This window comes from Pandoraea sp. B-6 (assembly GCF_000282835.1).
GTDB classification, from domain to species: domain Bacteria; phylum Pseudomonadota; class Gammaproteobacteria; order Burkholderiales; family Burkholderiaceae; genus Pandoraea; species Pandoraea cepalis.
This window is the reverse complement of the sequence record NZ_KB290537.1, coordinates 3,750-29,014: the sequence shown is the minus strand read 5'-3', so window position 1 is coordinate 29,014 and position 25,265 is coordinate 3,750. Positions and strand designations below refer to the sequence as shown.

The following is a 25,265-nucleotide window of genomic DNA, read 5'->3' as shown; positions in this document are numbered from 1 at the left end:
GGCGGTGGCGGCAGGCGGACGAGACATCCGCGCTGCCGTTCGCCGCGCACCTCACGGCGAGATGATGACCTTTAGCGCATGCGTCTTCGCGGCGTCGCCGAACGTCCGGTACGCGTCGAGAATTTCGGCAAGCGAGAAGTGGTGGGTGATCAGCACGCCGGGAGAAAGGCGTCCCGATTGCACGGTCTTGAGCAACATCGGCGTCGCCGCCGTGTCGACCAACCGGGTCGTGATGCTGATGTTCCTGTCCCACAGCGATTCGAGGTGTAAATCGACCTTGCTGCCGTGCACCCCGACATTCGCGATGACGCCCCCGGCGGCGACGATCGCCTGGCATAGCTCGAACGTCGCCGGCACGCCGACGGCTTCGATGGCCGTATCGACCCCGCGCCCGCCGGTCAGGTTGCGGATGGTCTCCTCGGCGGCGTGCCCGGGCGACAGCACCGTCGTGGCGCCGAGTCGCGTTGCCACTTCCAGCCGCGAGGCATCCGGATCGACGACGATCAGTTGGGCGGGCGTGAAGAACTGCGCGGTCAACAGCGCCGCAAGGCCGATCGGACCTGCGCCGACAATCGCCACACTGTCGCCCGGTTTGACTTTGCCGTTGAGCACGCCGCACTCGAATCCGGTCGGCAGAATATCGCTGAGCATGACCAGCGCTTCGTCATCGATGCCGACAGGCGCATGGTAAAGACTGGTGTCGGCATGTGGCGTGCGGACATATTCGGCTTGTGTGCCGTCGATCCGATTGCCGAGAATCCAGCCTCCGGCGGCGCAATGCGAATACATGCCACGGCGGCAAGCCTCGCACTTCCCGCATGAGGAGATGCAGGAAATCAGCACCCGATCGCCCGGCTTGAACGCGCTCACCGCTGCGCCTGTCTTGACGACCTCGCCCACGCCTTCATGCCCCAGGATTCTCCCGGGCTCCACCGTCGGCACGTCCCCCTTGAGAATATGCAGATCGGTACCGCATATCGTCGTCTTGGAAACGCGGACGATGGCATCGGTCGGCGCGATCAACTCGGGTATGGGTCTGTCCTCCAGCGCGATTTGCCGTGGACCGTGAAATACCAGCGCTTTCATGTGCAATCTCCATTTCGCATGGCGTCAGTGCGACATCAGCACCGGCACCGTCATGGTTTCGAGCAGCGTGCGAGTCACCCCCCCGAGCACCCATTCCTGCATTCGCGAATGGCCGTAGCCGCCCATCACAATCAGGTCAATATTCATGTCGGCTGCGCGCGAGAGCAAATCCTCGCCCACCGCGATGTCGTTGGCGCCGCGCTCGGGTGTCACTCGCACATTGACGCCATGACGGGCAAAGAACATCGCGATATCGAGCCCCGGGATCGGCCCAAGGGCGTCCGGTTTGCTTCCTCGACTGACGTGCATCACATGGACGGTCTTCGCCGCCTGCAAGAAGGGCATGGCGTCGGCGGCGGCGCGCGCCGATTCGCGCCCGCCGTCCCAGGCGAGCAGAATGTTATTGAACGCACGCGGTACCTTGCCCGCGTACGGCAGGATCAGGACAGGCCGGCCAGCGGCGAGCACGACCGACTCGACGAACCCCATGGCCGGTATCGTTTCGGGGTTGCTTTGGTCTTCCTGGCCGACGATCACCAGATCCGCATAGCGCGCATGGGTTTGCATCTCGCGAATCGTGTCGAACCGGGGCGCCAGCCACTCGGGACTGACCGCCTGACGGCGACATATCTCCATGAACATCTGCTCCGCCTGCTCAAGTCGCCTGGCGTCGCTCTCCGGCGATGACGGCGGCGGTACCCCCATGCCCCCAATATCGGTGACGTCGGAAAACAGTGGCATGTGGAACGGCAGGTAGATGCCCGTGAGGTGGGCCGGTAGCCGACAGGCAAAGTCCACGGCAAGCTCGACGCGTGCGCGGGATTGCTGACTGTTATCGACGTGTACAAGCAGCGTCCGGTAGGTCATGGTGACTCTCCAATGGGGGCGATCACCTTGTACTCTAGTTCGACGCCGCCCCCCCTCCGTTGACGCGGATCAAGGCCTGACTTGACGCCGCCGCCGATTTTTCGTCCGCGATCCGGGGTTTTGCGCTCGTCATGCGCGATGCCTTACGGATTGATTAGGATGGGAAAATTGCGCCAGCAGTGCTACAAAGACGAAATCCTCGGCATGAGAACCGACAGGGGCAACGTACATGGCCAAGTTGACGTTTCGTGGGGCAATACGATCGCTTTCGCAGCAGATCGATGGCATCACCCTCGCCCTGCTGTGTTCGATCTGCCTCGCGCTTGCGGCATGGAACTGGGTCGCCGTACGCACCACGATGCAGGCCAACGTCGACGCGCGATTCGACTTGCGCACAACAGCCGCGACGGACAAGCTCGCGATCGCCCTCTCCGCTTATCGCGACACCTTGCATAGCGCGCTCGACCGGCTGGCGATGGCGCCTCGCCCCGACGAAAATGCCTGGGGAGCGTATGCGCAAAACATGCGGGTGGCGGAGCGACTGCCGGGTCTGGTGAGCTTCGCCCGGTGTCAGCGCACGGGCGACACCATCGAGCGCGTCGTCGCCTACGCCATCGGCGATGACACGGTGTTCGGCCCGAGCGGTTCGATGGCACTGCCAAGTGGTACAAAAACAACGGGAAACATTTTCACGCGGACATCGCCGTCGACGGGACGCGCGTATTGGATTTTCCTGTCCGACACCAGCCGCCCGTCGGTATGCGCCTACGCCGTGGCGGATATCGACGCGCTCGTACACGTTGCCATCGGGCCGCTTCTCCATGACATTGCGTTGACCGTCAGTACCCGGGACGGCGCGAACCCACCCACCCCCATCTTCGACAGCCTCTATCCTCGGGCGCCCGGCGAGCCCCGCCCCCCCGCTGACTACCAAACGCAGGCGAGTCTGCCGTACGGGGAAAAACCCGCACTGTTTCTCACCTTCACCGCGTCCAATGAATTTGCCTCGCTGCGCGGGGCCGGCGTGGCCAATTGGGCCCTCGGTCTGGGGCTGTTCATGACGGCGGTGACGACGTTCGCGTGGGCCCTCGCCTTGCTGGCGCGACGTCACGCGCAACGGCTCAGCGAACGCGACGCGGGGGACAAGCGACGCTCGGAAAGCCGTCTTTTCAGTGTGATCCAATCCGTGCGCGAGGCCATCATCACCATCGACGATCAGCAACGGATTCAGATCTTCAATCCGACGGCGGAGAGCGTGTTCCGATGCAGCGCCATGGAAGCGATCGGCGAGCCGCTCGCGCGGTTCATCCCGGCGCGGTTTCGGGAGGCGCATTATCAGCATATCGAGCGTTTTGGCATGACCGGCGTGTCGGAGCGCCTGATGGGGCGAGGCCGGCCGCTCTGGGGATTGCGCTCGGACGGCGAGGAGTTTCCGATGGAAGCGTCGATTTCGCAAAGCGCCGACGCGGCCGGCAAGTTCTATACGGTGGTGTTGCGTGACGTGACCGAACAACGGCAAATTGCGAACGCGCTGCAAACGTCTCGCACTGAACTCGAAAAGCTCAATGCCCGTCTCGAAGCGGTTCGGGAGGAAGAGAAGCTACGGGTCGCCCGGGAGTTGCACGACGACCTGGGCCAACGGCTCACCGCCTTGAAAATGGACACGGCGTTGCTCAAGCGCGCCCTGGGCGATCAGGCCCCCGTCAGCGGCGATGTCAAAAGAATTGAGCAATCCATCGACGGTATGGTCGCCGCAGTGCGCCAAATGGCCGCCGACCTGCGCCCCCCGATGCTCGATGATTTGGGGCTCGGTCCCGCAATCGAGTGGTACACCCGGGACTTTGCACGCCGGTATGGCGTGGCCGTCGATTTTACGGAGGCCCACAGTCTGCCCCCGATTCCCGCCCCGGTCGCGACGGCGCTGTTCCGGATTGTTCAGGAGTCCCTCAACAACGTCGCGAAACACGCCAGGGCGACGTCGGTCACGATCGAATTGTCGTGCGACCGGGAATGCCGGCTTCGAATTTCCGACAACGGTCGCGGTCTGCCGCCAACGCGCCCGAAATCCGATTCGCTCGGCTTCATCAGCATGCGCGAGCGGGCGCGCTTGCTGGGCGGCACGCTGGAAGTCCGCAGCCCATCCGAGGGCGGAACGGTTGTCACCACCGTGATTCCGCTGGAGACGTCGGCACCGGCGCACTCGCGCGACGCCTGAATCCGGCTATGGCGCGCGAATCTGGAGTACCGCGGCACCTGAAAAGGCGCCGCTACGAAGATCGCTCAAGGCGACGTTCGCCTGTTCGAGCGGGTAGATTTTCGTCGTGACGTGCAACGGGATTCGTTCGGCGAGCGCCAGAAACGCCAGCCCGTCGTCCCGCGTCAGATTGGCGACCGATCTGACCTGTCGTTCACCCCAAATCAGCCGGTAGGGGAACGCGGGGATATCACTCATGTGGATGCCAGCGCACACGACGGTGCCGCCCCGATCCACAGCCGCAAGGGCTTGCGGGACAAGATCGCCGACCGGAGCAAAGAGGATCGCCGCATCCAGACATCGTGGTGCCGGCGCGTCGCTCGCGCCCGCCCAGCAAGCCCCGTTGGCCAACGCAAAAGCCATCGCCGCTTCGTCGCCGGGGCGTGTGAAGGCATAGACTTCCCGCGATTGGGCTTGGGCGATCTGGGCAATCAGATGGGCGGCGGCACCGAAGCCGTACAGGCCGATCCGTCGTGCATCGCCCGCCATGCTCAGCGACCGGTAGCCGATCAACCCGGCACACAACAGCGGCGCGGCGGTGGCGTCGTCATAGCGCGCTGGCAGCTTGAAGGTGAAGCGGGCTTCGGCCACCGCGTATTCCGCATAACCGCCGTTAAGCGTATATCCAGTGAAACGTGCGGCCTCGCATAGGTTTTCCCGATGACTCTGGCAAAACCGGCATTGGCCGCATGTCGCGCCTAGCCAAGGCACGCCGACCCGATCCCCGATCTCCAGTCCGCGAACCTCTGCTCCCAGCGCCGCCACCGTCCCGACAATCTCGTGCCCAGGGATGATCGCGTCGGGCACGTCCGGCAGGTCACCGTCCACGACGTGGAGGTCGGTGCGACACACGCCGCACACGCTCACGCGCACCAAGACCTGCGTGGGCCCTGCGACAGGAATCGGGATATCCACGAGCGCGAGCGTGCCGTCCCGCTTCGACAACTGCATTGCTCGCATACGTGCGTGCCAAGGAAACGGGGAAAAGAGATGCGGCTAATGCGACAGGGCCGCCATCTCGCCCAGGCGCTTGGTATCTAGCAGCGTGATTTCGCGTTGCCTGACGCGCAGCGCATTCTGCGCCTGCATGCGCGAGAGCATTCGGCTGACCGTTTCCAACTGCAGGCCGAGGTAGCTGCCGATCTCCTCGCGCGTCATGCGCAGCAGGAACGAACTGGGGGAGTACCCACGAGCAGCGAGCCGCGCCGAGACGTCCAGCAGGAAGCTGGCCAATCTGGCTTCGCCGCGCGCGGTGCCCAGGCGCAATAACTGGTTCTGCTCTCGCACAATGCCTGCCGCGATCAACCGATGCATCTGTCGCATGATCATGGGCACTTGTCCCGCAGCGGCTTCCAGATCCGCGAACTTGATCGCGCAGACCTGGCTATCCTCCAGCGCCACCGCTTCCGACACCTGCCGGCCACTGGCGATGGCGCCCAGCCCAAGCAGCTCCCCGCCCATCATGTACCCCGTGACTTGTTCCCGGCCGTCCGGATGCATGATGACCGTTTTGAACGAGCCCGCACGCACGGCGTACAGATGTTCGAGAGGGTCGCCCGGTCGAAACAGCACTTCACCGCGGCGAATGGTACGACGCACCCGGGTCACGCCGTCCAGGCCGCGAGCAGATGCATCGGAAAGGCCTTCCGGCAGGCAGAGCTGACGCAGGAGGCAGGTGCTGCACCGGGGCACACCGTCATCGATATCGTTGAATGCCCGATGCACGCGAATGCTCTGTGCGTAAGCCTCGGGGGCGGGATCGAGCGGGCGGAAGGAAGCATACATGGCGGACTCCGGCGGACTGGCCTGTGCAATCGACGCCTTCAGTATCGGAGACGGACACCGGAAAGAAAATAAGCGCGCGACGCGATCTTTTGTCAGCCGTGATGGCGCTCTGTAGGCCGTGGCTGACAGACCGCGCTGTAAAACCGCCCGGTCAGAGGCTGTCCCGTAACAAATTGTGCTTGATCGCGTAATGGACCAGATCGGTCTGGCTCCTGAGGTCGAGCTTCTGCAACACGCGAGCCTTGTAGGTGCTCACGGTCTTGGCGCTCACGCACAGGGTATCGCCGATATCGCTCACGCTCAGACCCCGCGCCAGCATCAGGAACACGTCGAATTCCCGGTCGGACAGGCGCCGATAGCCCGGCGTATCGCCAACGGCACTTGCCAGGTCCTGTGCGATCCGCTCGGCCATCGCCAGACTCAGATACACGCCACCGGCAACGACTTTCCTGACGGCGAGCACCAGCTCGGACGGCGCGCTTTCCTTCGTCATATAACCGGCGGCGCCCGCTTTAAGCGCGCGTACGGCGTACTGTTCTTCGCCGTGCATGGTAAGCACGAGAATCGCCAGCCGAGGAAACGAAGCCTTGATCTGCACGATCAAGTCGATGCCGCTACGTCCGGGCATCGAGAGATCCAGCAGCAGAACATCGCAGGGGGTCTGCTCGAGGAGCGCCATCGCTTGTGCGCCATTCGCGGCCTCACCCACAATCTCCAGATTCTCGCTGCCGGCCAGGATGCGCTGCAACCCGGCCCTGACCAACGTGTGATCGTCCGCTACGATAATGCGAGTCATGCCCCGTCCCCTGTGTCGCGTACTGGATTCGGAGGTATCGCCTTCGCGATACGCGCGGGTGTATGAGATAGCATATCCATCCGACCAATTCTACACGCGTGGGCCGTTCGCGATCATTTCGCGTCATGCCGAGCGTCTGCGACCGCGCCGACCGCCACCGACGAACACTCACGCCGCCGCACTGCCCGCGTCGGCCGCAGCCGGGGGAATGAGGATGACGGGGCGCTGCGCCTGTCTCGCGCAGTTCTCCGCCACACTCCCCAACGCCAGACGTTGAACCCCGCGCCGGCCGTGCGTGCCGATGACGATCACATCGGCCTGGTCTTCATCGGCCGCTACGTTGATCTGGTGCGCGACATCGCCCCCGAGCGGCAGGAGTTCCCGTATCTCGACGTCACCGTCAACGCCCTCCCCCTTGAGCCGTTGGGTGGCCGTATCGTGAATCGCTTTGCCCTGTAGCCGCATCGCTTCGATAAAGGGAAACGGATCGGCATCGGCCACGTAGGCCACCGGGATGTCCACGACAAACACGACGTGCAGGTGCGCGCCACGCGCCTTGGCGAGCGCCAGCGCATAGTCAAACGCCTTATCGGCCGTGGGGCTGCCGTCGATGGCGACCAGGATACGTTTCAACATGATTTCACCCCTGATCGGTGGCGGTTGCCGCCGTGGACGGGCCTTGCGGCGATGGGGCGGGCCCGGTCACCAACATGACAGGCCGATGCGTTTGGCGAAGCACTTGCTCGGCAACGCTGCCCATCAAGAGCCGCCGCACGCCCTTGCGCCCGTGCGTGCCGAGCACCAGGAGATCGGCGTGCCACCGCTCGGCTTCCCGAATGATGGCGTCGGCAACCGTGCCGCCCCAGGCGCGCAGATCGATGGAGCGCGTGTCGGCCTGGATCCCTTCTTCACGCAGTGTCTTGTAGGTATCGCTCAACGTCTGCTGGTTCTCTGAAATCAAGGCGTCGCGGACCGCTTCCAGATCGATATGAGAGGCGAACGCCGCCTGATAGTGGGCGAAAGGATCGTCGATCACACTGACCGCCCGAACGACGTCGTCGGGCATCGCGAATCGGATGGCTTCATGCAGGGCGCGCCAAGACGTCTCGCTACCGTCCGTGGCAAGCAGGATTCGATGAGGCATTGCGTCGTCCTCACTAAGGTCAATGGGTGAACTCGACGACAGGTCGGGGCACAGCGAGCGCGAAAAACGCGGTAGCAGCGAAGTTCGCGCGCGGGCCGAGTCAACCGTTTGCCATCGTGACGATTACACGGTAGCGGCAGTTAAGCGAGCGATGGGCGAACGCGAACATGGTCCTTGATACACATCAACGTCCACGGCCACGTCGCGGGCTGATCCGGCACCGGCGGACTATCCTGCCAATACCGGGCGCCATGTGGCTTCCCGGACATCGTGCGAGGTGTTTTCATGCAGTTGCGCTTCTTGGGGGCCGCCGGCACCGTGACCGGTTCCAAGACCCTGCTTTCGGCCGCCGGCAGGCAAATTCTGATCGACTGCGGCGCCTTTCAGGGTGTGAAGAATTTGCGCGCTCGCAACTGGGCGGCGCCCGCGTTCGACGTCCAGCGCCTCGACGCCGTGGTGCTCACGCACGCCCATATCGACCATAGCGGTTACCTGCCGGTGCTCGCGCGTTATGGCTACAAGGGTCCGGTCTACTGCACATCCGCAACGCGCGATTTATGCGAGATTCTGCTGCTCGACAGTGCGCGACTCGAGGAAGAACAGGCGGCGTTCGTGAACCGTCACGGAAAATCCAAGCATCAGCCTGCCCTCCCGCTGTTTACCGCTGAAGACGCACACCGCGCGATCGCGCTGCTCAAGCCGCTGCCATTCGATACGCCGTTTCAAGTGTCCCCCGAGATCACGCTGCACTTCTGGCATGCCGGCCATATTCTGGGCGCGGCGATGGCGCAGTTCAATGTCGGTAGCCGGAAGCTGCTGTTTTCAGGCGATCTGGGACGGCAGGACGATCCGATCATGCTGCCCCCGGCAGTTCCCGAGTCACCGGATTTCCTGGTGCTGGAGTCGACGTATGGGGATCGGCTGCACGACCGGACCGATCCCGGTGCGCAACTGGCGGACATCCTGAACCGAACGTTCGCCCGGGGAGGCACCGTGATCGTGCCGGCGTTTGCCGTCGGTCGTGTGCAGAGCCTGCTTTACTGGATTGCGAAGCAGAAGGCGTCCGGGGGCATTCCGGACGTGCCGGTCTATCTCGACAGTCCCATGGCGATCAATGTCACGAACACTTACGCGGCGCACCGGACCGATCACCGGCTGAACCCGGTCGAATGCGCGGAGATGTGTGGCGCGGCGACGTTCGTCTCCGGTGTGGAGCAGTCGAAATGGCTCGATACCCGCGCCGTCCCCTTGGTCATCATTGCGGGGAGCGGCATGGTCACTGGCGGGCGTGTGCTGCACCACCTCAAGGCGATGGCAGGCGACTGGCGCAACACCGTGCTCTTTACCGGCTTCCAGGCGCCCGGCACCCGCGGCGCGACGCTGGTCAGCGGCGGCAGCGAGGTCAAGATCTTCGGTGATTACGTTCATGTGGGTGCCGAAGTCGTGCAGCTCGACACGCTGTCCGCTCACGCCGACTACAACGAGACGCTCGCCTGGCTTTCGAAATTCGACAAACCGGTCCGGCACATCTTTCTCAATCATGGCGAGCCAGCCGCGTCAGACAGCCTGCGCCGGCGGATTGCGGAGCGCCTTGGCTGGCCTTGCCATGTCGTGGAACCGATGGAACAGGCTTACCTGGAGGGAGACGAAGCCATTCCTGGCCACACCCCCACCGCAACCGGCGAGTCCGACGAACGCCACCGCCGCCCGCGCGCATCCGAGGAGTTGGGTCATGAAGATTGAGTTTCCGCACGTCGCGCCGGCCTATAACGGCGACGACCTGACGATCGAGTTCGCGGCCGATCTTAACCACAAGCGTGTGCTGTGTGCCATCTCCGCCGAGGCGCTGGAGGATCACTTTGGCGCGAAATCGTGCAACGTCGACGATCTGATGGCCGCATTCCGAGCGAACCGACCGGCCATCGAGAAGATGACCGAGCGCTATCTCGGGCTCTGCCTCGGCGCGCCGGTCTTGTTGCGCAGCGGCCATTTTCGCTGGGGCATGGAGTGCCCGCCATCTCGGGATGGCTAGCGTGCCCGAGTCATGCTCGCACGCGCGAGGACTTCGCGCACCTATGCCACCCTGCGTCAGGGAACGAGTACGATCTTGGACCCAATCTTCCGGCGCGCCATCTCGAATCCCTCGATCGCTTGCGCGAGCGGTAGCCGGTGCGTGACCATCGGCACCAGCGAGGCATGATTCGCGATAAGGAAGTCGCGCACCTCTTGCCAGGTCGCGCGTGACGCACGGTAGGTCCCACGAATCTGATGGCGCATCCGGACCAGCTTCGCGCCGTCGAAGCTGATCGGCTTGCCGTGAATCCCGCACACCACAAATACGCCCGACGGACGTAGCACGTCGAGACCAGCCTGCACCGCTGCGCCAACGCCCGTCGCTTCGATCACGACGTCGTATTCGCTGCCGCCCAACGTCGCGCGCATGGCGCCTTCTTGCGCCCCCTCGAGATCCAGTGTCGCGTCGATGCCGAGCGCGCGGGCCGTTGCGAGGCGTTCGGCGTCGTTATGTCCGACGATCGCCACCTGCGCGCCACGGGCCTTCGCCAGCACCGCGATCGCCTGACCGATCGTCCCGGGGCCCATCACCAGCACGCGGTCGCCTGCACGCACTTCCGCCGTCTTGATCGCCGACAGCCCAATGGACAGGGGCTCCGCGAGCGATGCGACACCCGCATCGATCTCCGCCGGAAACGTCAGGCAATTCGCGGCCGGCACCCGTACGCGCGGCGCAAAGGCACCGTCGCGCAACATGCCAATGCCACGGCGGTCGCGGCAATCATCGAGGCGACCGGCGACGCAGTGCTCGCAGACGCCGCATTCGACCGAGGGGATGACGAAGACGGCATCGTCGACGCGCAGCGTGTGGACGTCGGCACCGAGCGTTGCGATGCGGCCAGCGAATTCGTGGCCTAACGTCACCGGGAGCGCGCCTCGCAGGAAATCGTAGCCACCCGACCAGTCGTAGATGTGAACGTCGCTGCCGCAGATTCCAGCGGCAGTCACGTCGACAATGACCTCTTGCGCGCTTGGCTGTTCGGGTTCGGGAACATCGCGCCACTCGAGACCGAAGGCGGCGCTCGCTTTTTGCAGGGCTTTCATTGAGGAACTCCGGAAAACATCGTTCGTTGTCACTGCCGACGGCGCGTCAGCGGGCACGGCGTAGCGAGTCGTCGACATCTGCGTGACCAATCGCAAAAATCAGCGAATACACGTCGACGCTGGGGGGCTGCGAGACCGACAGCGCGTCGTTCACCAAGGCACGAATCGCCGAGCTCAAGGTGCCGGCGGCCTGCAGGTCTTCCGTCTCGACAAGCAGGACGTGCGTAGGCGTCTCGGACGCGGTCCAGCGAGCGAACGCATTCGGCTGCGCGGCGAAGACCGCCCCCAGGTGGGCGGCGACCGCGCCGTCGAGCGCGGCGCAGGCGGTAATCAACTCGGCTACGGCGGGTGCCGCCGGTGCTGCGGCGCGAATTCGGACGCACGCGAGCGCACCCCCTGTGCCGCGCCCCGCCGAACCGAGCGTGCGGCACGGCGCCCGCAGAACGTCGGTCAACGTGTCGCGCATATTGGCAGACCACGGTGTCGGCGCATCGATCACGTTCAGATAGGCTTGCGACTCGAACACTTCGGGAGCCGTCACGCCATAGGCGGTGAAGTATTCCCGTTGCCCCGACGCCGCGTGCCGGTAGCGTCGCCCTTCGATGAAGCCGTCGATGCCGACGCGTTCCGGCACATGCTCACGCATGTGCCAGCGGTTGTATTCCTGCGCATGCTGGGGCGCAACGTCATTCCAGAGCGCCAGAAACGCCGGGCCGGGAAATACCATGAGTCGTTTGTCCAGTTGTCGATAAAGGGGCCGCGCGTTCAGCGCGTCACGGGCGTCAGCACCGGTACCGGCTCGCGCCGGAGCGGTGGCATCGCAAACATGCAGCAGGCGGCAAGCAAGGCGGGAATGCCGACGATCAGGAACAGCACGGGATACGCCATGCCTGAACCGAGCAATATGCCGCCGATGCTGGAGCCCAGCATCGAGCCGAAGCGACCAATGCCCGTCGCCCAGGCCACGCCCGTGGCACGGTTCGCCGTCGGGTAATACGTCGCCGCAAGGCCGTTGAGGCCAACCTGCGTGCCGCTGATGCAAACACCCGCCAGGTATACGAGCGGCGCGAGCATGGCAACTTTGCCGAATGTCTGGCCAACACAAATCACAGTGACGAAGGCCACGGCATAGGCCACGCCCAGTACGCGTGTCGGCTTGGCACTGTCCATGACGCGTCCCAGCAGCAAACCGCCGGTCGTACCGCCGATGGACCACAGCGCGGTGATGAGTGCCGCGTTGCGCATGGAGCCACCGGCGTTGGTGATGATGGTCGGCAGCCAGCTTGCCATCAAGTACAGCACGGACAGTCCCATGAAGAAGGTCGCCCACAACAGCAACGTGCCGCGCGCATAAGGCGCCACCAGCAACTCGCGCACCGGCGAGCGGCTCGGCTTCGTCTCAAGGGCAACGAAGGTCGTCTGCAACGTCACGTCATCGGGCGCGATTCGGCGTCCAAGCGCGCGGAGGCGCTCCTGCTCATGCGGGCGGCGCAGTGCGAGAAAACGCATCGACTCGGGCAGCAGCGCCCACAAGACCGGCAACAACAACAGCGGCAACACGCCACCCACGAGCACCATGGCGTGCCAGCCGTGCCGATCGATGATCTGCGAGGCCACCACGCCGCCGACGGCGGACCCCATCGAGTTGCCGCACATCATCAAGGTGATGATGGACAGCTTGCGCTTGCCCGACGCGTACTCGGCCGTGAGCGTGACGGCGGCAGGCGAAGCCCCCCCGATGCCCGCGCCGGCGACGAAGCGCAGGATCGACAGTTCGGTAACGTTCGTTGCGAACAGTGTCGCCAACGTCGCCAGGCCGAAGGTGGCGACCGACGCGAGCAACACGAGCCGGCGACCGCGCCGGTCGGCCAGCGGTCCGAACACCAGTGAGCCGGCCATCATGCCGAGCAGCGCCGACAGAAAGATCGGTGAGAGTTGCGCCACCGACAGGCCCCATTCGCGCCGCACCGAAGGCGCGATGTATGCCGCCAGTCCGATGTCGATGCCGTCAATGGCGACAATCAGAAAGCACAGGGCGACGACGCGCCACTGCAGCCGCGACATTCGGCGTCCATCGAGGAACGACTGAAGATCGAGCGGCGAATGGGCGTTCGGAAGATGAGTAGTCTTTGACATGCGAGTTCAGGCCCCTTCGATATCGTCAGAACAGCTTGCGCAATCCGACGCGCACGGCCAATTGGTTGGGGGTTGTCGACGCGTTCAACCCGAAGATGTCGGCCACGGCGGCCTTGCCCGTTGAATCGTGCCCGCTTGCGTGCTGCCAGACGAGAATTCCGTAAACGTAGGTGGTCTTGGAGAAATTGTAGGCGGCCCCGCCTTCGACGGACTGATAATGCCCACCCGGCGCGAAGCTGTACTGGTAACCGACGCCAGCCATTGTGTTCGCCGAGAGGTTGTAGCCGTAGTTGATCTGATAGTTGTTGAAGACAGCGTTGGGCGGTGCCGATGGGTTGGCCGCAGTGCGCACGATGTCGAGAAAGCGCACGTTCTCGTACATGGCCGAGACCTGCGAACGACCCCACGTGTATTTCGCCCCACCGCCGACGACCTGCTGGCTCGTGGCCGTGACGTAGTTCTGGAAGATCGGGTTGGTGACCGGGTTGCTATAGGCGGCACCGGGCTGTGCCGCACTCGTCGCGCCGAAGATCGACGTGCCGGGGGTGCGCATGTTCATGTACGCACCGCTGATCAACAGGCCACCGCTCGTGTACGAAGCGCCTGCGCCGTACGTCCGGTCCTTGGCAAAATCGCCCGCCGCATTCCCGAACGAGAACATCGTGCTGAATTTCAGACCGCCGTAGGTCTGACTCTCGTATTTGACGACGTTATTGATCTTGTTGTAGTTCCACGAGCCGTCGATGTCGCCCAACGTCGCGCCAAGTCCCCCGGCAAACATGAACGAGGTGGACAGCGGTACGAAGTAGTCGTTGGTCATCGAGTACTGATGACCGATGGTCAGCGTACCGAGTCGCGCGTCGGACAGACCGACGAACGCCTGACGTCCGAACAACGTGTTGGCCGGTTGCGCGGTGCCGTTCATGATGTTGAAGCCGGCTTCGAGCGTGAAGATGGCCGACAGGCCACCCCCGAGATTATCGACACCCCGCAAGCCAAACTTGTCACCGGCGCGCCCGCCACTCGCGGCCTGCCAGGCCGAGCTGCCGCCAGTGTTGTTCACGTAGGTCATGGCGGCGTCGACCGCGCCATAGAGTGTGACGTTGCTTTGCGCAAACGCGCTCAGCGAGCATGCCGCGAGCGGCAGACAAGCGATCCAGTGCTTCAAGGTTGTCTCCTATATCTCTTATTTTCTGTCGGATGTCGCCGGGCATCGGGCATGCCGTACACCGGTCGGCCAGATCATGGCCGAACGGGGCGCGCAGACATAGCAGCGGAGTGGAAGTTCAGAACACGCGATTTGGAAATAATCGCGCTGCGCCCTCAGGGCGAGGCAAGCGATACGGCGGCGGGGCTCACAGGTCGGTCCCTTGCGCCTTCAGCCTCGCCAGTCCTTCGACGAGAAAATCCAGCAGCGCATGGAACAGTTTGGGATTGTGATGGTTCGCTGGACGCAACACCTTGATCCAGTAGTCGGGTAGTCCGAACCCCGGAAGAATCTGCACCAGCCGACCCGCCAGAACGCTGTCGCGCGCCCGATAGCGCGGCAGGATCGCCACGCCCATGCCGTCGACGCAGGCGTTGTGCATGGCGTCGATGTCGTTGGTCGCGAAGCCACCGTCGACAGTGACCTGGATGTCGCCGGCACGCGCATCGGTAAACGTCCACGTGCGCACGGTGTTCTGGTACGAGTAGAGCAGGCAGCGATGGCCGGGCAAGTCGGACGGATGCTCGGGGGTGCCTTGGTGCGCCAGATAATCGGGCGACGCGTAGACGTGGCGCTTGAACGGACACAAGGGGAATGCTTCGACGCCCTCGTAGGTCACGGGCAGGCCCGTGATCACGAAATCGAAGTTCTCGAGCACGGGGTCGACGGCGCGGTTGGCCAGTTGCAGCTCGATGCTGGCTTTGGGATGAGACAGGAAGAACGCGTTGAGCAGCCTGCCGAGGAAGTGGTTAGTGAACGATGCAGGTGCCTTGACGCGCAAACGCCCGCCAAGCGAGCGTTCATCGACCACGGCGCGTTCGGACAGTCGCTCGTAGGCGGCCAGGAATTCGCGCGCTGCGCCCAGCATGTCGCGTCCCGAGGCCGTCAGGGTGAGGCTGCGGGTGGTGCGCTGGAAAAGCAGCACCTTGAGCTCTTTTTCCAGCGCACTGACCCGCTTGGTCACCACCGGCGCCGACACGTCGAGCCTGCGCGCGGCCGCGGTGAAGCTGCCCATGTCGGCCACCGCGAGGAACGCTCGCACGTTCTCTACACTATCCATCGCTCCATACCTCTCATCTTCTTATGGAGGTGAATTGTATAGATAGCCGCTCCCGTCGCCCACGAACGCCACCCCTGCCCGCCTACATCACCCTCGCGCGTCGCACTTCAGAGATATAAATCAGGATCAGCGAGACCCAAACGACGCCATAAAGGAGCATGAAACAACTCGAGCGAATCTTGACGATGTCGAGCAGCGCGCCGAACAGGATCGGCAGCAGGAACCCGCCCAGGCCACCCGCCAACCCCACGATACCGGTCACGACGCCCATGTTCTCGGGAAACTCGTCCGCCACGTACTTGAACGTCGAGGCCATCCCGAAAGCGAACACGGCACCCAGCACGAACGCGAGCATCACGAAGCCCACCACGGATACGCTGATGTGGAACGTTTGCGGTCCCTGGATCGTGTAGATCACGAAATCGGTCTTCGGATACGACAGCAGGAACAGGCAGATCCAAGCCACCCACAGGCACCACCACGTGACCGCGTGCGCGCCGAACTTGTCGGCGAGCACGCCGCCGACCGCCCGCAGCACCGAGCCGGGCAGCGAAAAGCCGGCTGCCACGGCCGCGGCCATCACCACCGTCATGCCGTATTCGGCCTTGAGATACTGGGGAATCCACAGCGACAACGCCGTGAAACCGCCGAAGGTGATCGAGTAGTACTGACACAACCGCCATACGCGTGCATTGCTCAGAACCTTGAACGACGCCAGGATCGAACCGCCCTTCTTCCCCGCGCCCGGGTCTGGCGCGGACGCCAGCCAGAAGATCACTGCCGTGACGAGCAGCACGACCGCATAGATGCGTGGGACCGCACGCCAGCCGTACGCCGCCTCCAAGCTCGGCGTGATGAACAGGTTGACGGCCGCCCCGGCCGTGCCTGCCCCGAAAAAGCCCATCGCGAATCCGCGCCTGTCCGGCGGGAAGAAGCGCGCGACATAGGGTGTACCGACGGCGAACGACGCGCCCACGCACCCAAGAAATAGCCCGATAACGAGGAATTGCCACAACTGCGTCGCGTAGCTGACGACATACACGGGAATCGCGCACGTCACCAGCAACACGGTCATCACGAGGCGCCCGCCAAAGCGGTCCGTCCAGATCCCGAGCGGCAGGCGCATCACTGCGCCAGTCAGCACCGGCGTCGCCGTGAGCAGACCGAATTCTGTGCTGTTCAGGCCAAGGTCCTCGCGCAACTGGATGCCCAGCACGCCGAACATCATCCAGACCACGAAACAGACGAGAAATGCGAACGTACTCGCGAACAACACCGAGTACGCCTTGGCGCCCGGCGCGGGCAGATTGCCGGCAACCGATGGCGATGCGGCAACGCGTGCGATATCCATCCCTTCTCCTTTATTGGACCAGCGGCCCGTCGGCGCTCGCAAACGTCACGCCTTCCAGGTCGGCTTGCGCGGCCAGCAGTTGCACGTACTGACGCGTGGCGCGCAGGCGCACCTGCGCCGTTAGCATCGTGGCGATGTCGTCCTGGACGGCCTCGAACGGAATCAGCGCACCCGGCACCCGGTGATCGATTCGCACCAGATGAAAGCCGAAGCGGGTTTTGATCAGCCGCGGCAGAACGCCGATCTCGTCCGAACCGAAAATGCCTTGCGCGAACTCCGGCACGCAGCTCGTGCGCTCGAGCTGGCCAAGGCTCCCGCCCACCTGCGCGGACGGACAGTTCGACCGCTCCGCCGCCATCGTTTCGAACTGGTCGGGCGCTTGCAGGATCGCGTTGAGCGTCTCTTCCGCCTTGGCGCGCACCAGCGCGAGCGGTGCTCGACCGGTCACACCGAACAGAATATGGCTGGCGTGCACCAGTTCGCCGCTGGTGAAGCGATCGCGATGCTGCTCGTAATAACGACGCGATTCCTCGGCGGTGGCCACGGGCGTCGCGACTTCCTTCGCGAACACCGCATCGGCCATCGCATCGGGCCGGTCGGCGTCGATGGGCAGCCCCAACTCGACGGCACGCTGGCGCACCAACTCGCGGATCGCGAGCGCGTAGCGGGCCATCGTCTCGGCATCGGCCGTCGGATCGGCGCCGGCGATCGGCGCGTCGGCAAGTTCTGCCGCCGCCTCGTCGATGGCGCTTGTGGGGATCTCGACACCGTTCACGCGCAGCGGCGCGCGGGCATCTGCCAACAAGGTTTGCATGTTGAGGGTCCTTGGCCGTAGGGACGTTATTCGACGCTTATCGACGTTCAGGTGCAACCATTAACGCCGCGCCTCAGCGCTTGCGCACCAATTGATACGGGCGGATCAAATAGACCACGGACGCCAGACCGCTCCAGATGTGCACCATGCGCGTGAACGGCGATACGAGGAAGATCGTGAAGCCGAGCGCGATATGCGCGCGATAGGTCAGCGGCACGCCTTCAAGCAAGGTCGCCACGCCCGGCTGGAATGTCACGATGCCTTTCACGTAATCGGTCAGTTGCTCGAACATCGCGCCGTCCATGTGCCGCATGGAGAGCAACACCGTGCCGAGTCCGAGCGCGAGCTGAATCCAGAGCATGAACACGATGACAATGTCCCACGTGCGGCTCGTGGCACGCACGCGCGGCGTGCCGATGCGACGGGCGATGAGGATCGTCAGGCCGATGATGGCCACCACGCCCGCGGCTCCGCCACCCACCATCGCGATCAACTGGTGCTGCGACGCGTTCAGGAACGGCGAAACGAGCCAGTGCGGCGCCAGGAATCCGGCGAAATGCCCGGCCACGACGACCAGCACGCCCCAGTGAAACATATTGCTGCCCAGGCGCAGCATGCCGTGCTTGAGCAATTGCGACGAATCGCTCTTCCACGAATACTGCTCGCGGTCGAAGCGGATCAGGCTGCCGATGAGCAGCACCGTCAGGCAAATGTACGGATAGATGCCAAACAGAAACTGATGAAAGAAAGCTTGCATGGTCACACTCCTTGCTTTCCGAACTCAGCGCCCGGGACGGCGCGCATGGAACTGAATCGGTTCACCGACGGTATTGCCCTGCCCGCTCGGATGGCCCGCGCCCATGAAGCGCACCGGGGCATCCTGATAGCTGGCGTCGATGGCATCGTAGTCCGCCGCACGCGGAATATGCGACGCATCGTCGACGTGTTCGGGCGGCGTCTGCGTCTCGCGCTGCGCCGCGGTTGCACCGCTCAGCCAGAGCAGCGCGCGCGTGAGTCCGGCATAGGGCGATCCGCGTTTGGCGAGCCCGGCATCGATGGCCTGCAGGAGATGCTCGATGTCCTTCAGACGCGCCAAGCCTTCCGACTCCGGCAGGACCCCGACGTATTCGAGAAACGCGGGCAGATAGTCGGGCAGTTCGCCGGGCGCCAGATAGATGCCGCTGCGCTCATAGGTCTGCATGAGGTCGACCATCGCCTGCCCGCGATCGCGCGACTCGCCGTAGACGTGTTCGAACAGGTAGAGCGACGTCACGCGGCCACGGTCGAACTGCGCCACGTAGTTCTCCTGCAACGTGAGCAAATCGCGCTCGCGCCAGTAGGCAAAGAACGCGTCGAGCTCACGCCGCGCGGCGCCGCCAATGCGCGGACTGCCCAGCAGCGTCTGCTCGATCTCGGGCAATGCGAGGGCCACTTCGTCGTCCGGGTAATGCAGCAGTGCGCCGAGCAGGCGGCACTGCAAGCCGAGGGGGGTATCGGAGGCGGACATCTCAAATCTCCTGAATCGGAATGGTCCGCTTGTTCTTCTTGACCGGGTTGAACAGGTTGCCTGTGTCGTTGCCCGACGAGCATCCGTTGCCAAACGAAAAACCGCATTCGCCATGCATGTCGAACGTGTTCTCGGCGTATTCGCGATGGGCAGTCGGAATCACGAACCGGTCTTCGTAGTTGGCAATCGCCAGATACCGGTACATCGACTCCACCTGAGCGACGGACAGACCCGCCTGGGCCAGCACGTCGTCGGCCTGCACGCCGTCGACGTGCCGTGCGCGCATGAACGCGCGCATGGCGAGCAGGCGCTCAAGGGCTAGCTTCACCGGGGCTTCGTCGCCGGCGGTCAGCAAATTCGCGAGATAGCGCAGCGGAATGCGCAGCGACGCCACGTCGGGCAGCGCGCCGTTCATGCCGAGATCGCCGCTGTTGGCCGCGGCGTTGATCGGCGAGAGCGGCGGCACGTACCAGACCATCGGCAGGGTGCGATATTCCGGGTGCAGCGGGAACGCGATGCGCCAGTCGACCGCCATCTTGTAGACCGGTGACGCCTTGGCGCCTTCGATCCACGCATCGGGCACGCCGTCGAGCCTGGCCTGCGCGATCACCGCCGGATCGTTGGGGTCCAGGAAGACCGACAATTGCGACTCGTACAGGTCTTTCTCGTCGGCAACACCCGCCGCCTCGCTGATGCGGTCGGCGTCATAGAGCAGCACACCGAGATAGCGAATGCGGCCCACGCACGTCTCCGAGCAGACGGTCGGCTGCCCCGCTTCGATGCGCGGGTAGCAGAAGATGCACTTCTCGGCTTTGCCGCTGTGCCAGTTGTAGTAGATCTTCTTGTACGGGCAACCCGACACGCACATGCGCCAGCCGCGGCACTTGTCCTGGTCGACGAGCACGATGCCGTCCTCCTCGCGCTTGTAGATCGAGCCCGAGGGGCACGATGCGACACACGCCGGGTTCAGGCAGTGTTCGCACAGGCGCGGCAGGTACATCATGAAGGTGTTCTCGAACTGGCCGTAGATGTCCTTCTGCACCGCTTCGAAGTTGTAGTCCTGCGAGCGTTTGGCGAACTCGCCGCCGAGAATCTCTTCCCAGTTCGGTCCCCACTCGATCTTCTCCATGCGCTCGCCGGTGACCAGCGAGCGCGGCCGCGCCACCGGCATGGCTTTCGCATCCGAGGCGGTCTGCAGATGACCGTAGTCGAATGTGAACGGCTCGTAATAATCGTCGATCTCCGGCAGATGCGGATTGGCGAAAATGCTGGCGAGCAGCTTGAGCTTGCCACCCTGCAGCGGTTCGAGCTTGCCGTTGGCCTTGCGCGTCCAGCCGCCGCGCCAGCGTTTCTGGTTCTCCCAGTCTTTCGGATAGCCGATGCCCGGCTTGGTCTCGACGTTGTTGAACCAGGCGTATTCCATGCCTTCGCGGCTCGTCCAGACGTTCTTGCACGTAATCGAACAGGTATGGCAGCCGATGCACTTGTCCAGATTGAGCACCATGGCAATCTGCGCACGCACTTTCATTGGCGTTCTCCGGTCGGGGGCACGAGCACCTGGTCGGCGGTATCGTCGAGCCAGTCGATACGATTCATCTTGCGCACTACCAGGAATTCGTCGCGGTTCGAGCCGACAGTGCCGTAGTAGTTGAAGCCGTACGAAAGCTGGGCGTCCCCGCCGATCATATGGGTCGGCTTGACGCTGATGCGCGTGACCGAATTGTGAATGCCGCCGCGCGTGCCGGTGATCTCCGAGCCCGGCGTATTCACGATCTTCTCCTGCGCGTGGTACATCATCACGGCCCCGCTTGGAATCCGCTGACTCACCACGGCACGGGCGCACAACGCCCCGTTCGCGTTGAAGCACTCGATCCAGTCGTTGTCCACGATGTCCAACTCGCGCGCGTCGGCCTCCGACATCCATACGATCGGTCCGCCGCGCGACATGGTCAGCATCAGCAAGTTGTCGGTGTAGGTGCTGTGGATGCCCCACTTCTGGTGCGGCGTGAGGAAGTTGAGCACCTTTTCGGGATTGCCGTTGCTGCGCTGGCCGAGCATGTGCGCATAGCTGCCCGTGTCGATGGGTGGCTTGTAGACGCACAGCGATTCGCCGAACGCCCGCATCCACGGATGGTCCTGGTAGAGCTGCTGACGTCCGCTCAACGTGCGCCATGGCACGAGTTCATGGACATTGACGTAACCGGCGTTATACGACACGTGCTCCGATTCGATCCCGCTCCAGGTGGGCGACGAAATGATCTTGCGTGGCTGGGCCTGAATATCGCGGAAGCGGATCTTCTCGTCGGCGCGGGCTTCGGCAAGATGCTTGTGCGACAGGCCAGTGACTTTCGTGAGTGCCTGCCACGCCCGCACGGCCACCTCGCCATTGGTCTCGGGCGCCAGCGTGAGAATGACCTCGGCGGCGTCGAGCGCCGACTCGATGCGCGGCCTGCCGTTCGACACCCCGGCCTCCGAGACCTTGTAATTGAGCTGCCCGAGCAGGTCGATCTCCTCGTGCGTCTCCCACTGAATGCCCTTGCCGCCGTTGCCGAGCGAATCCATCAACGGGCCGAGCGACGTGAATTTACTGTAGGTGTTCGGATAGTCGCGCTTGACGACGACCACGCCTTGCGCGGTCTTGCCCGGCACCGGGTCACACTGCCCCGCGCCCCAGTCCTTCACCTCATACGGTTGCGCGAGTTCGCCGGGGGCATCGTGCGCGATGGGCGCGAGCACCACGTCCGTCTCGTTGCCGAGATGGCCGTCGCACAATTCGGAGAAGCGCTTCGCGATGCCCTTGAAGATCTCCCAGTCGCTGCGCGCCTGCCACGCCGGATCGACGGCGGCCGAGAGCGGGTGAATGAACGGATGCATGTCGGACGTGTTCAGATCGTCCTTCTCGTACCACGTGGCGGTGGGCAGCACGATGTCGGAATACATGCATGTGGTGGACATCCGGAAGTCCAGCGTCACGAGCAGGTCAAGCTTTCCCTTGGGCGCTTCGTCGCGCCATTTGACTTCTTCCGGACGGGCACCGTGGCTCTTGCCGATATCTTCGCCCTGCACGCCGTGCGTGGTGCCCAGCAGGTGCTTCAGGAAGTACTCATGCCCCTTGCCTGACGACCCGAGCAGATTCGAGCGCCACACGAACAGATTGCGCGGGAAGTTGTCGGGGTGATCCGGGTCGGTACACGCCATGCGCAGCGTGCCGTCCTTGAGGGCGTTCGCCACATACTGGCCCGCCTTCGACGGGTCGGGCAGCGAGCGGCCGACATCGAGCGGATTGGTCTGCAGTTGAGGCGCCGTCGGCAGCCAGCCCATGCGCTCGGCGCGCACGTTGTAGTCAATGGGGCGTCCGTGGAACGGCGTCTTATCAGCAAGCGGCGAGAGCAAGCCCGACGGATCGCTGTTGTCGTAACGCCACTGGTCCGTGTGCGCATAGAAGTACGACGTTGCGTTCATCTGGCGCGGCGGGCGGTGCCAGTCGAGCCCGAACGCAAGCGGCGTCCAGCCCGTTTGCGGGCGGAGCTTTTCCTGGCCGACATAGTGCGACCAGCCGCCGCCGGATTTCCCGATGCATCCGCACATCACCAGCATATTGATGATCGCGCGGTACGACATATCCATGTGGAACCAGTGATTGATACCGGCCCCGATGATGACCATCGACTTGCCCTGCGTCTTGTGCGCGTTCTCGGCGAACTGGCGGGCCACCGAAATCACGTCTTCCCGCTTGACGCCGGTGATCGCTTCCTGCCACGCCGGGGTGTAGGGCACATCGTCGTCGTAGGTGTGGGCGATGTGTTCGCCGCCGAGGCCCTGATCGAGCCCGTAGTTCGCGATGAACAGGTCGTAGACGGTTGCCACCAGCACTTCGCCTTCGGTGGTCTGGATGCGGCGCACACCGACATTGCGGCGCTGCACGGAGGCGTGCGACGTGCAGGTGAAATGCGCATGAGGCTGGTTGCCGAAATAGGGAAAGAGCACGGGCACGACCTCGTCGTGGCCCTTCACCAGCGTGAGGCACGGCTGGATGGGCTTGCCATCGGGGCCCTCTTCGCGCAGGTTCCACTTCCCCTGGTTGGCGTCGTCGCCCTGTGCCCAGCGATAACCGATCGAGCCGACCGGCGCGACGAAATCACCGCTCAGCTCATCGATCACGACCGTCTTCCAGTCGGCGTTGTGCGGTTGGCCCAGCGCGCCGTCGAAGTCGGCCGCGCGCAGTTGGCGCTCCGGCACGTAGCCGTCGCCCTGCTTGACCATCCGAACGAGACACGGCATGTCCGTGAAGCGTCGGCAGTAGTCGATGAAGTAATCGCTCTTGCCGGCCAGATGAAACTCGTTGAGGATCACGTGTCCCATGGCGAGCGCCAGCGCGGCATCGGTGCCCTGCTTCGGATGCAGCCACAGGTCACCGAACTTCGCCCCTTCCGCGTAGTCGGGGAAAATCGACACGATCTTGGTGCCCTTGTAGCGCACCTCGGTCATGAAGTGGGCGTCCGGCGTGCGCGTCTGCGGCACGTTCGAGCCCCACATCACAATGAACGTCGAGTTGTACCAGTCGGCCGACTCAGGCACGTCCGTCTGCTCGCCCCACGTTTGCGGCGAGGCCGGCGGCAGATCGCAGTACCAGTCGTAGAAGCTCAGGCAGACGCCGCCAATCAGCGACAGATAACGCGCGCCCGCGGCATACGACACCATCGACATCGCCGGAATCGGCGAAAAGCCGGTGACGCGATCCGGGCCATAGCGCTTGACCGTGTAGACATTGGCGGCGGCAACGATCTCATTGACCTCGTCCCACGAGGCACGCACAAAGCCACCGAGGCCGCGACGGGCCTGATAGGCACGGCGTGACGCCTCGTTTTCCACGATGGAGGCCCACGCCTCGACCGGCGCGAGCGACTTGCGCGCGTCGCGCCAGCGCGACACGAGTGCGCTGCGCACGAGCGGATACTTGAGACGATTGGCGCTGTAGAGATACCAGGAGTACGATGCGCCGCGCGAGCAGCCACGTGGCTCATGGTTCGGCATGTCGGGGCGTGTGCGGGGGTAATCGGTCTGCTGCGTTTCCCAGGTGACGATGCCGCCTTTGACATACACCTTCCAGGAGCAGGACCCGGTGCAATTGACCCCATGCGTCGAGCGCACGATCTTGTCGAATTGCCAGCGTTGACGGTAAGCGTCTTCCCAGTGGCGGTCTTCATCGGTCGTGGCGCCGTGCCCCTCGGAGAACTGGGGACGTGAAGACGTGAAAAAACGAAGACGGTCAACGAAATGACTCATGGCGTTTCCCTGGCATGAGTCGGCGCAAGACTGCGCCGACAGGCGAGCGAAAGCGGGAACGCCACACGATTCCGAAGTGTTGGGGGGCGGTTCCCGCCGGCTTAAGGCAACGACTGCGCAGTCGGGTCTTCGAATACGAGGCGATTATTCTCCTTCGCCTGCGTCACGTAAAGCGCGTCGCATCGAAGGTTTGCGTTGGCTCAACACGTGTCGATATTTCTTGTAGTGCTATATAAGCCGTGCCCCGTGTCTGCTTGACGTTGCCCGCCCGGATGGCGGCGCAAAGCGCTATATCCTTGCTGATATAGCGCTTTGGACTAGGTCCGTCGGGCCAGCACCTCGTCGCGCGGGCCGGCGTCGACAACGCGTCCCCCGTCCATGACCACGAGGGTGTCGAAACGATCGAGCAGACTCGGCCGGTGCACCGACGCGACGATGCAGGCGTTCGGGAACGCTTCATACAGGCGATCGAATACCCGTGCCTCGGCTAGCGGGTCGAGCGCGCTGGTCGGTTCGTCGAGCAGCAATAGCGAACTCCCTCGCGCTGCCAGCGCGCCCCGCGCGAGCGCGAGCCGTTGTCGCTGACCGCCAGAAAGGTTGCCGCCGCGCTCGTTGAGCGTGCTGGCCAGGCCCTCAGGAAGATGCTGGAGGACATCGTCGAATGCCCCCGCATGCACGGCGGCCTGCACGGACTGCGCGTCGGCCGGTTCCCCAAACGTCAGGTTCTCCTCCACGCTCGCCTCGAACACTTCGGCTTCCTGCGGAATCAGTGTGGCCAGCGTGCGCAGATCGGCCCACGGCGTTGACGCGCCGTCGCGCAGCAATTGGCCGTGCTGCGGGAGATAGAGTCCGGCG

The 25,265-nt window shown here is 63.9% G+C and carries 22 protein-coding genes and 1 pseudogene; 3 read left to right on the top strand and 20 right to left on the bottom strand.

Annotation, left to right across the window (positions count from 1 at the left end; all coding sequences use genetic code 11):
• Positions 1–51 precede the first annotated feature (51 nt).
• Positions 52–1,086 carry a zinc-dependent alcohol dehydrogenase family protein gene (locus A985_RS0116145; protein ID WP_017234437.1) on the bottom strand — a complete coding sequence of 345 codons (1,035 nt, stop codon included), beginning with the start codon at positions 1,084–1,086 and terminating at the stop codon, positions 52–54.
• 24 nt (positions 1,087–1,110) lie between these two features.
• Positions 1,111–1,953, bottom strand: a complete 843-nt coding sequence (locus tag A985_RS0116140; RefSeq protein WP_017234436.1) for a universal stress protein — start codon at positions 1,951–1,953, stop codon at positions 1,111–1,113.
• 229 nt (positions 1,954–2,182) lie between these two features.
• Between A985_RS0116140 and A985_RS27130 the strand changes: the two genes are divergently transcribed.
• Positions 2,183–4,168 carry a PAS domain-containing sensor histidine kinase gene (locus tag A985_RS27130; RefSeq protein ID WP_017234435.1) on the top strand — a complete coding sequence of 662 codons (1,986 nt, stop codon included), beginning with the start codon at positions 2,183–2,185 and terminating at the stop codon, positions 4,166–4,168.
• 6 nt (positions 4,169–4,174) lie between these two features.
• Here A985_RS27130 and A985_RS0116130 read toward each other — a convergent pair whose 3' ends face one another.
• From A985_RS0116130 to A985_RS25825, 6 genes and pseudogenes are all read right to left on the bottom strand, one after another.
• Complete coding sequence (locus A985_RS0116130; RefSeq protein ID WP_039830436.1) at positions 4,175–5,167, bottom strand: zinc-dependent alcohol dehydrogenase family protein; 993 nt, start codon at positions 5,165–5,167, stop codon at positions 4,175–4,177.
• A gap of 36 nt (positions 5,168–5,203) precedes the next feature.
• A complete protein-coding gene (locus tag A985_RS29850; RefSeq protein ID WP_369751585.1) occupies positions 5,204–5,578 on the bottom strand; it encodes a helix-turn-helix domain-containing protein in 375 nt (124 codons plus the stop codon).
• 36 nt (positions 5,579–5,614) lie between these two features.
• Positions 5,615–5,992, bottom strand: a pseudogene (locus A985_RS29845) (cyclic nucleotide-binding domain-containing protein); the annotation flags it as partial.
• 151 nt (positions 5,993–6,143) lie between these two features.
• Positions 6,144–6,788 carry a response regulator transcription factor gene (locus tag A985_RS0116120; protein ID WP_017234432.1) on the bottom strand — a complete coding sequence of 215 codons (645 nt, stop codon included), beginning with the start codon at positions 6,786–6,788 and terminating at the stop codon, positions 6,144–6,146.
• Between the two features lie 168 nt (positions 6,789–6,956).
• On the bottom strand, positions 6,957–7,424 hold the full coding sequence (locus tag A985_RS0116115) for a universal stress protein (RefSeq protein WP_017234431.1): 468 nt from the start codon (positions 7,422–7,424) through the stop codon (positions 6,957–6,959).
• Between the two features lie 4 nt (positions 7,425–7,428).
• Positions 7,429–7,932: a universal stress protein gene (locus A985_RS25825; protein WP_017234430.1), complete on the bottom strand. Its 504-nt coding sequence runs from the start codon at positions 7,930–7,932 to the stop codon at positions 7,429–7,431.
• Positions 7,933–8,217: 285 nt separating this feature from the next.
• On the opposite strand from A985_RS25825, the gene A985_RS0116105 reads away from it, so the two are divergent.
• Positions 8,218–9,675 carry an MBL fold metallo-hydrolase RNA specificity domain-containing protein gene (locus A985_RS0116105; protein WP_017234429.1) on the top strand — a complete coding sequence of 486 codons (1,458 nt, stop codon included), beginning with the start codon at positions 8,218–8,220 and terminating at the stop codon, positions 9,673–9,675.
• Positions 9,665–9,964, top strand: coding sequence for a DUF1488 domain-containing protein (locus A985_RS0116100; protein ID WP_017234428.1), 300 nt, complete (start codon positions 9,665–9,667; stop codon positions 9,962–9,964). The genes A985_RS0116105 and A985_RS0116100 overlap by 11 nt, the downstream gene beginning before the upstream one ends.
• Positions 9,965–10,020: 56 nt before the next feature.
• Here A985_RS0116100 and A985_RS0116095 read toward each other — a convergent pair whose 3' ends face one another.
• The 12 genes from A985_RS0116095 to A985_RS29370 form a co-directional block, all read right to left on the bottom strand.
• On the bottom strand, positions 10,021–11,049 hold the full coding sequence (locus tag A985_RS0116095; protein WP_017234427.1) for a zinc-binding dehydrogenase: 1,029 nt from the start codon (positions 11,047–11,049) through the stop codon (positions 10,021–10,023).
• 46 nt (positions 11,050–11,095) lie between these two features.
• Positions 11,096–11,776: a DUF4286 family protein gene (locus A985_RS27125; protein ID WP_017234426.1), complete on the bottom strand. Its 681-nt coding sequence runs from the start codon at positions 11,774–11,776 to the stop codon at positions 11,096–11,098.
• A gap of 38 nt (positions 11,777–11,814) precedes the next feature.
• On the bottom strand, positions 11,815–13,185 hold the full coding sequence (locus A985_RS0116085) for an aromatic acid/H+ symport family MFS transporter (protein WP_017234425.1): 1,371 nt from the start codon (positions 13,183–13,185) through the stop codon (positions 11,815–11,817).
• A 25-nt stretch (positions 13,186–13,210) separates the two neighbouring features.
• Complete coding sequence (locus A985_RS0116080) at positions 13,211–14,353, bottom strand: porin (protein ID WP_017234424.1); 1,143 nt, start codon at positions 14,351–14,353, stop codon at positions 13,211–13,213.
• Between the two features lie 187 nt (positions 14,354–14,540).
• The gene (locus A985_RS27120; RefSeq protein WP_017234423.1) at positions 14,541–15,452 is read right to left on the bottom strand and encodes a LysR family transcriptional regulator; all 912 of its coding nucleotides are present in this window, start codon (positions 15,450–15,452) and stop codon (positions 14,541–14,543) included.
• A gap of 82 nt (positions 15,453–15,534) precedes the next feature.
• A complete protein-coding gene (locus tag A985_RS0116070; RefSeq protein ID WP_017234422.1) occupies positions 15,535–16,803 on the bottom strand; it encodes a nitrate/nitrite transporter in 1,269 nt (422 codons plus the stop codon).
• Between the two features lie 10 nt (positions 16,804–16,813).
• Entirely contained in the window at positions 16,814–17,617 is an 804-nt protein-coding gene (locus tag A985_RS0116065; protein WP_017234421.1) for a peptidylprolyl isomerase, read from the bottom strand.
• Between the two features lie 73 nt (positions 17,618–17,690).
• Positions 17,691–18,374: a respiratory nitrate reductase subunit gamma gene (gene narI, locus A985_RS0116060; protein WP_017234420.1), complete on the bottom strand. Its 684-nt coding sequence runs from the start codon at positions 18,372–18,374 to the stop codon at positions 17,691–17,693.
• Between the two features lie 24 nt (positions 18,375–18,398).
• On the bottom strand, positions 18,399–19,124 hold the full coding sequence (narJ, locus tag A985_RS0116055) for a nitrate reductase molybdenum cofactor assembly chaperone (RefSeq protein ID WP_017234419.1): 726 nt from the start codon (positions 19,122–19,124) through the stop codon (positions 18,399–18,401).
• Between the two features lies 1 nt (position 19,125).
• Complete coding sequence (narH, locus tag A985_RS0116050; RefSeq protein ID WP_017234418.1) at positions 19,126–20,652, bottom strand: nitrate reductase subunit beta; 1,527 nt, start codon at positions 20,650–20,652, stop codon at positions 19,126–19,128.
• Positions 20,649–24,410 (bottom strand): nitrate reductase subunit alpha, encoded by a 3,762-nt coding sequence (locus A985_RS0116045; RefSeq protein ID WP_017234417.1) that lies wholly within the window; start codon positions 24,408–24,410, stop codon positions 20,649–20,651. The genes narH and A985_RS0116045 overlap by 4 nt, the downstream gene beginning before the upstream one ends.
• A 317-nt stretch (positions 24,411–24,727) precedes the next feature.
• A partial coding sequence (locus A985_RS29370; RefSeq protein WP_232424649.1) for an ATP-binding cassette domain-containing protein occupies positions 24,728–25,265 on the bottom strand: 538 nt, incomplete at its 5' end.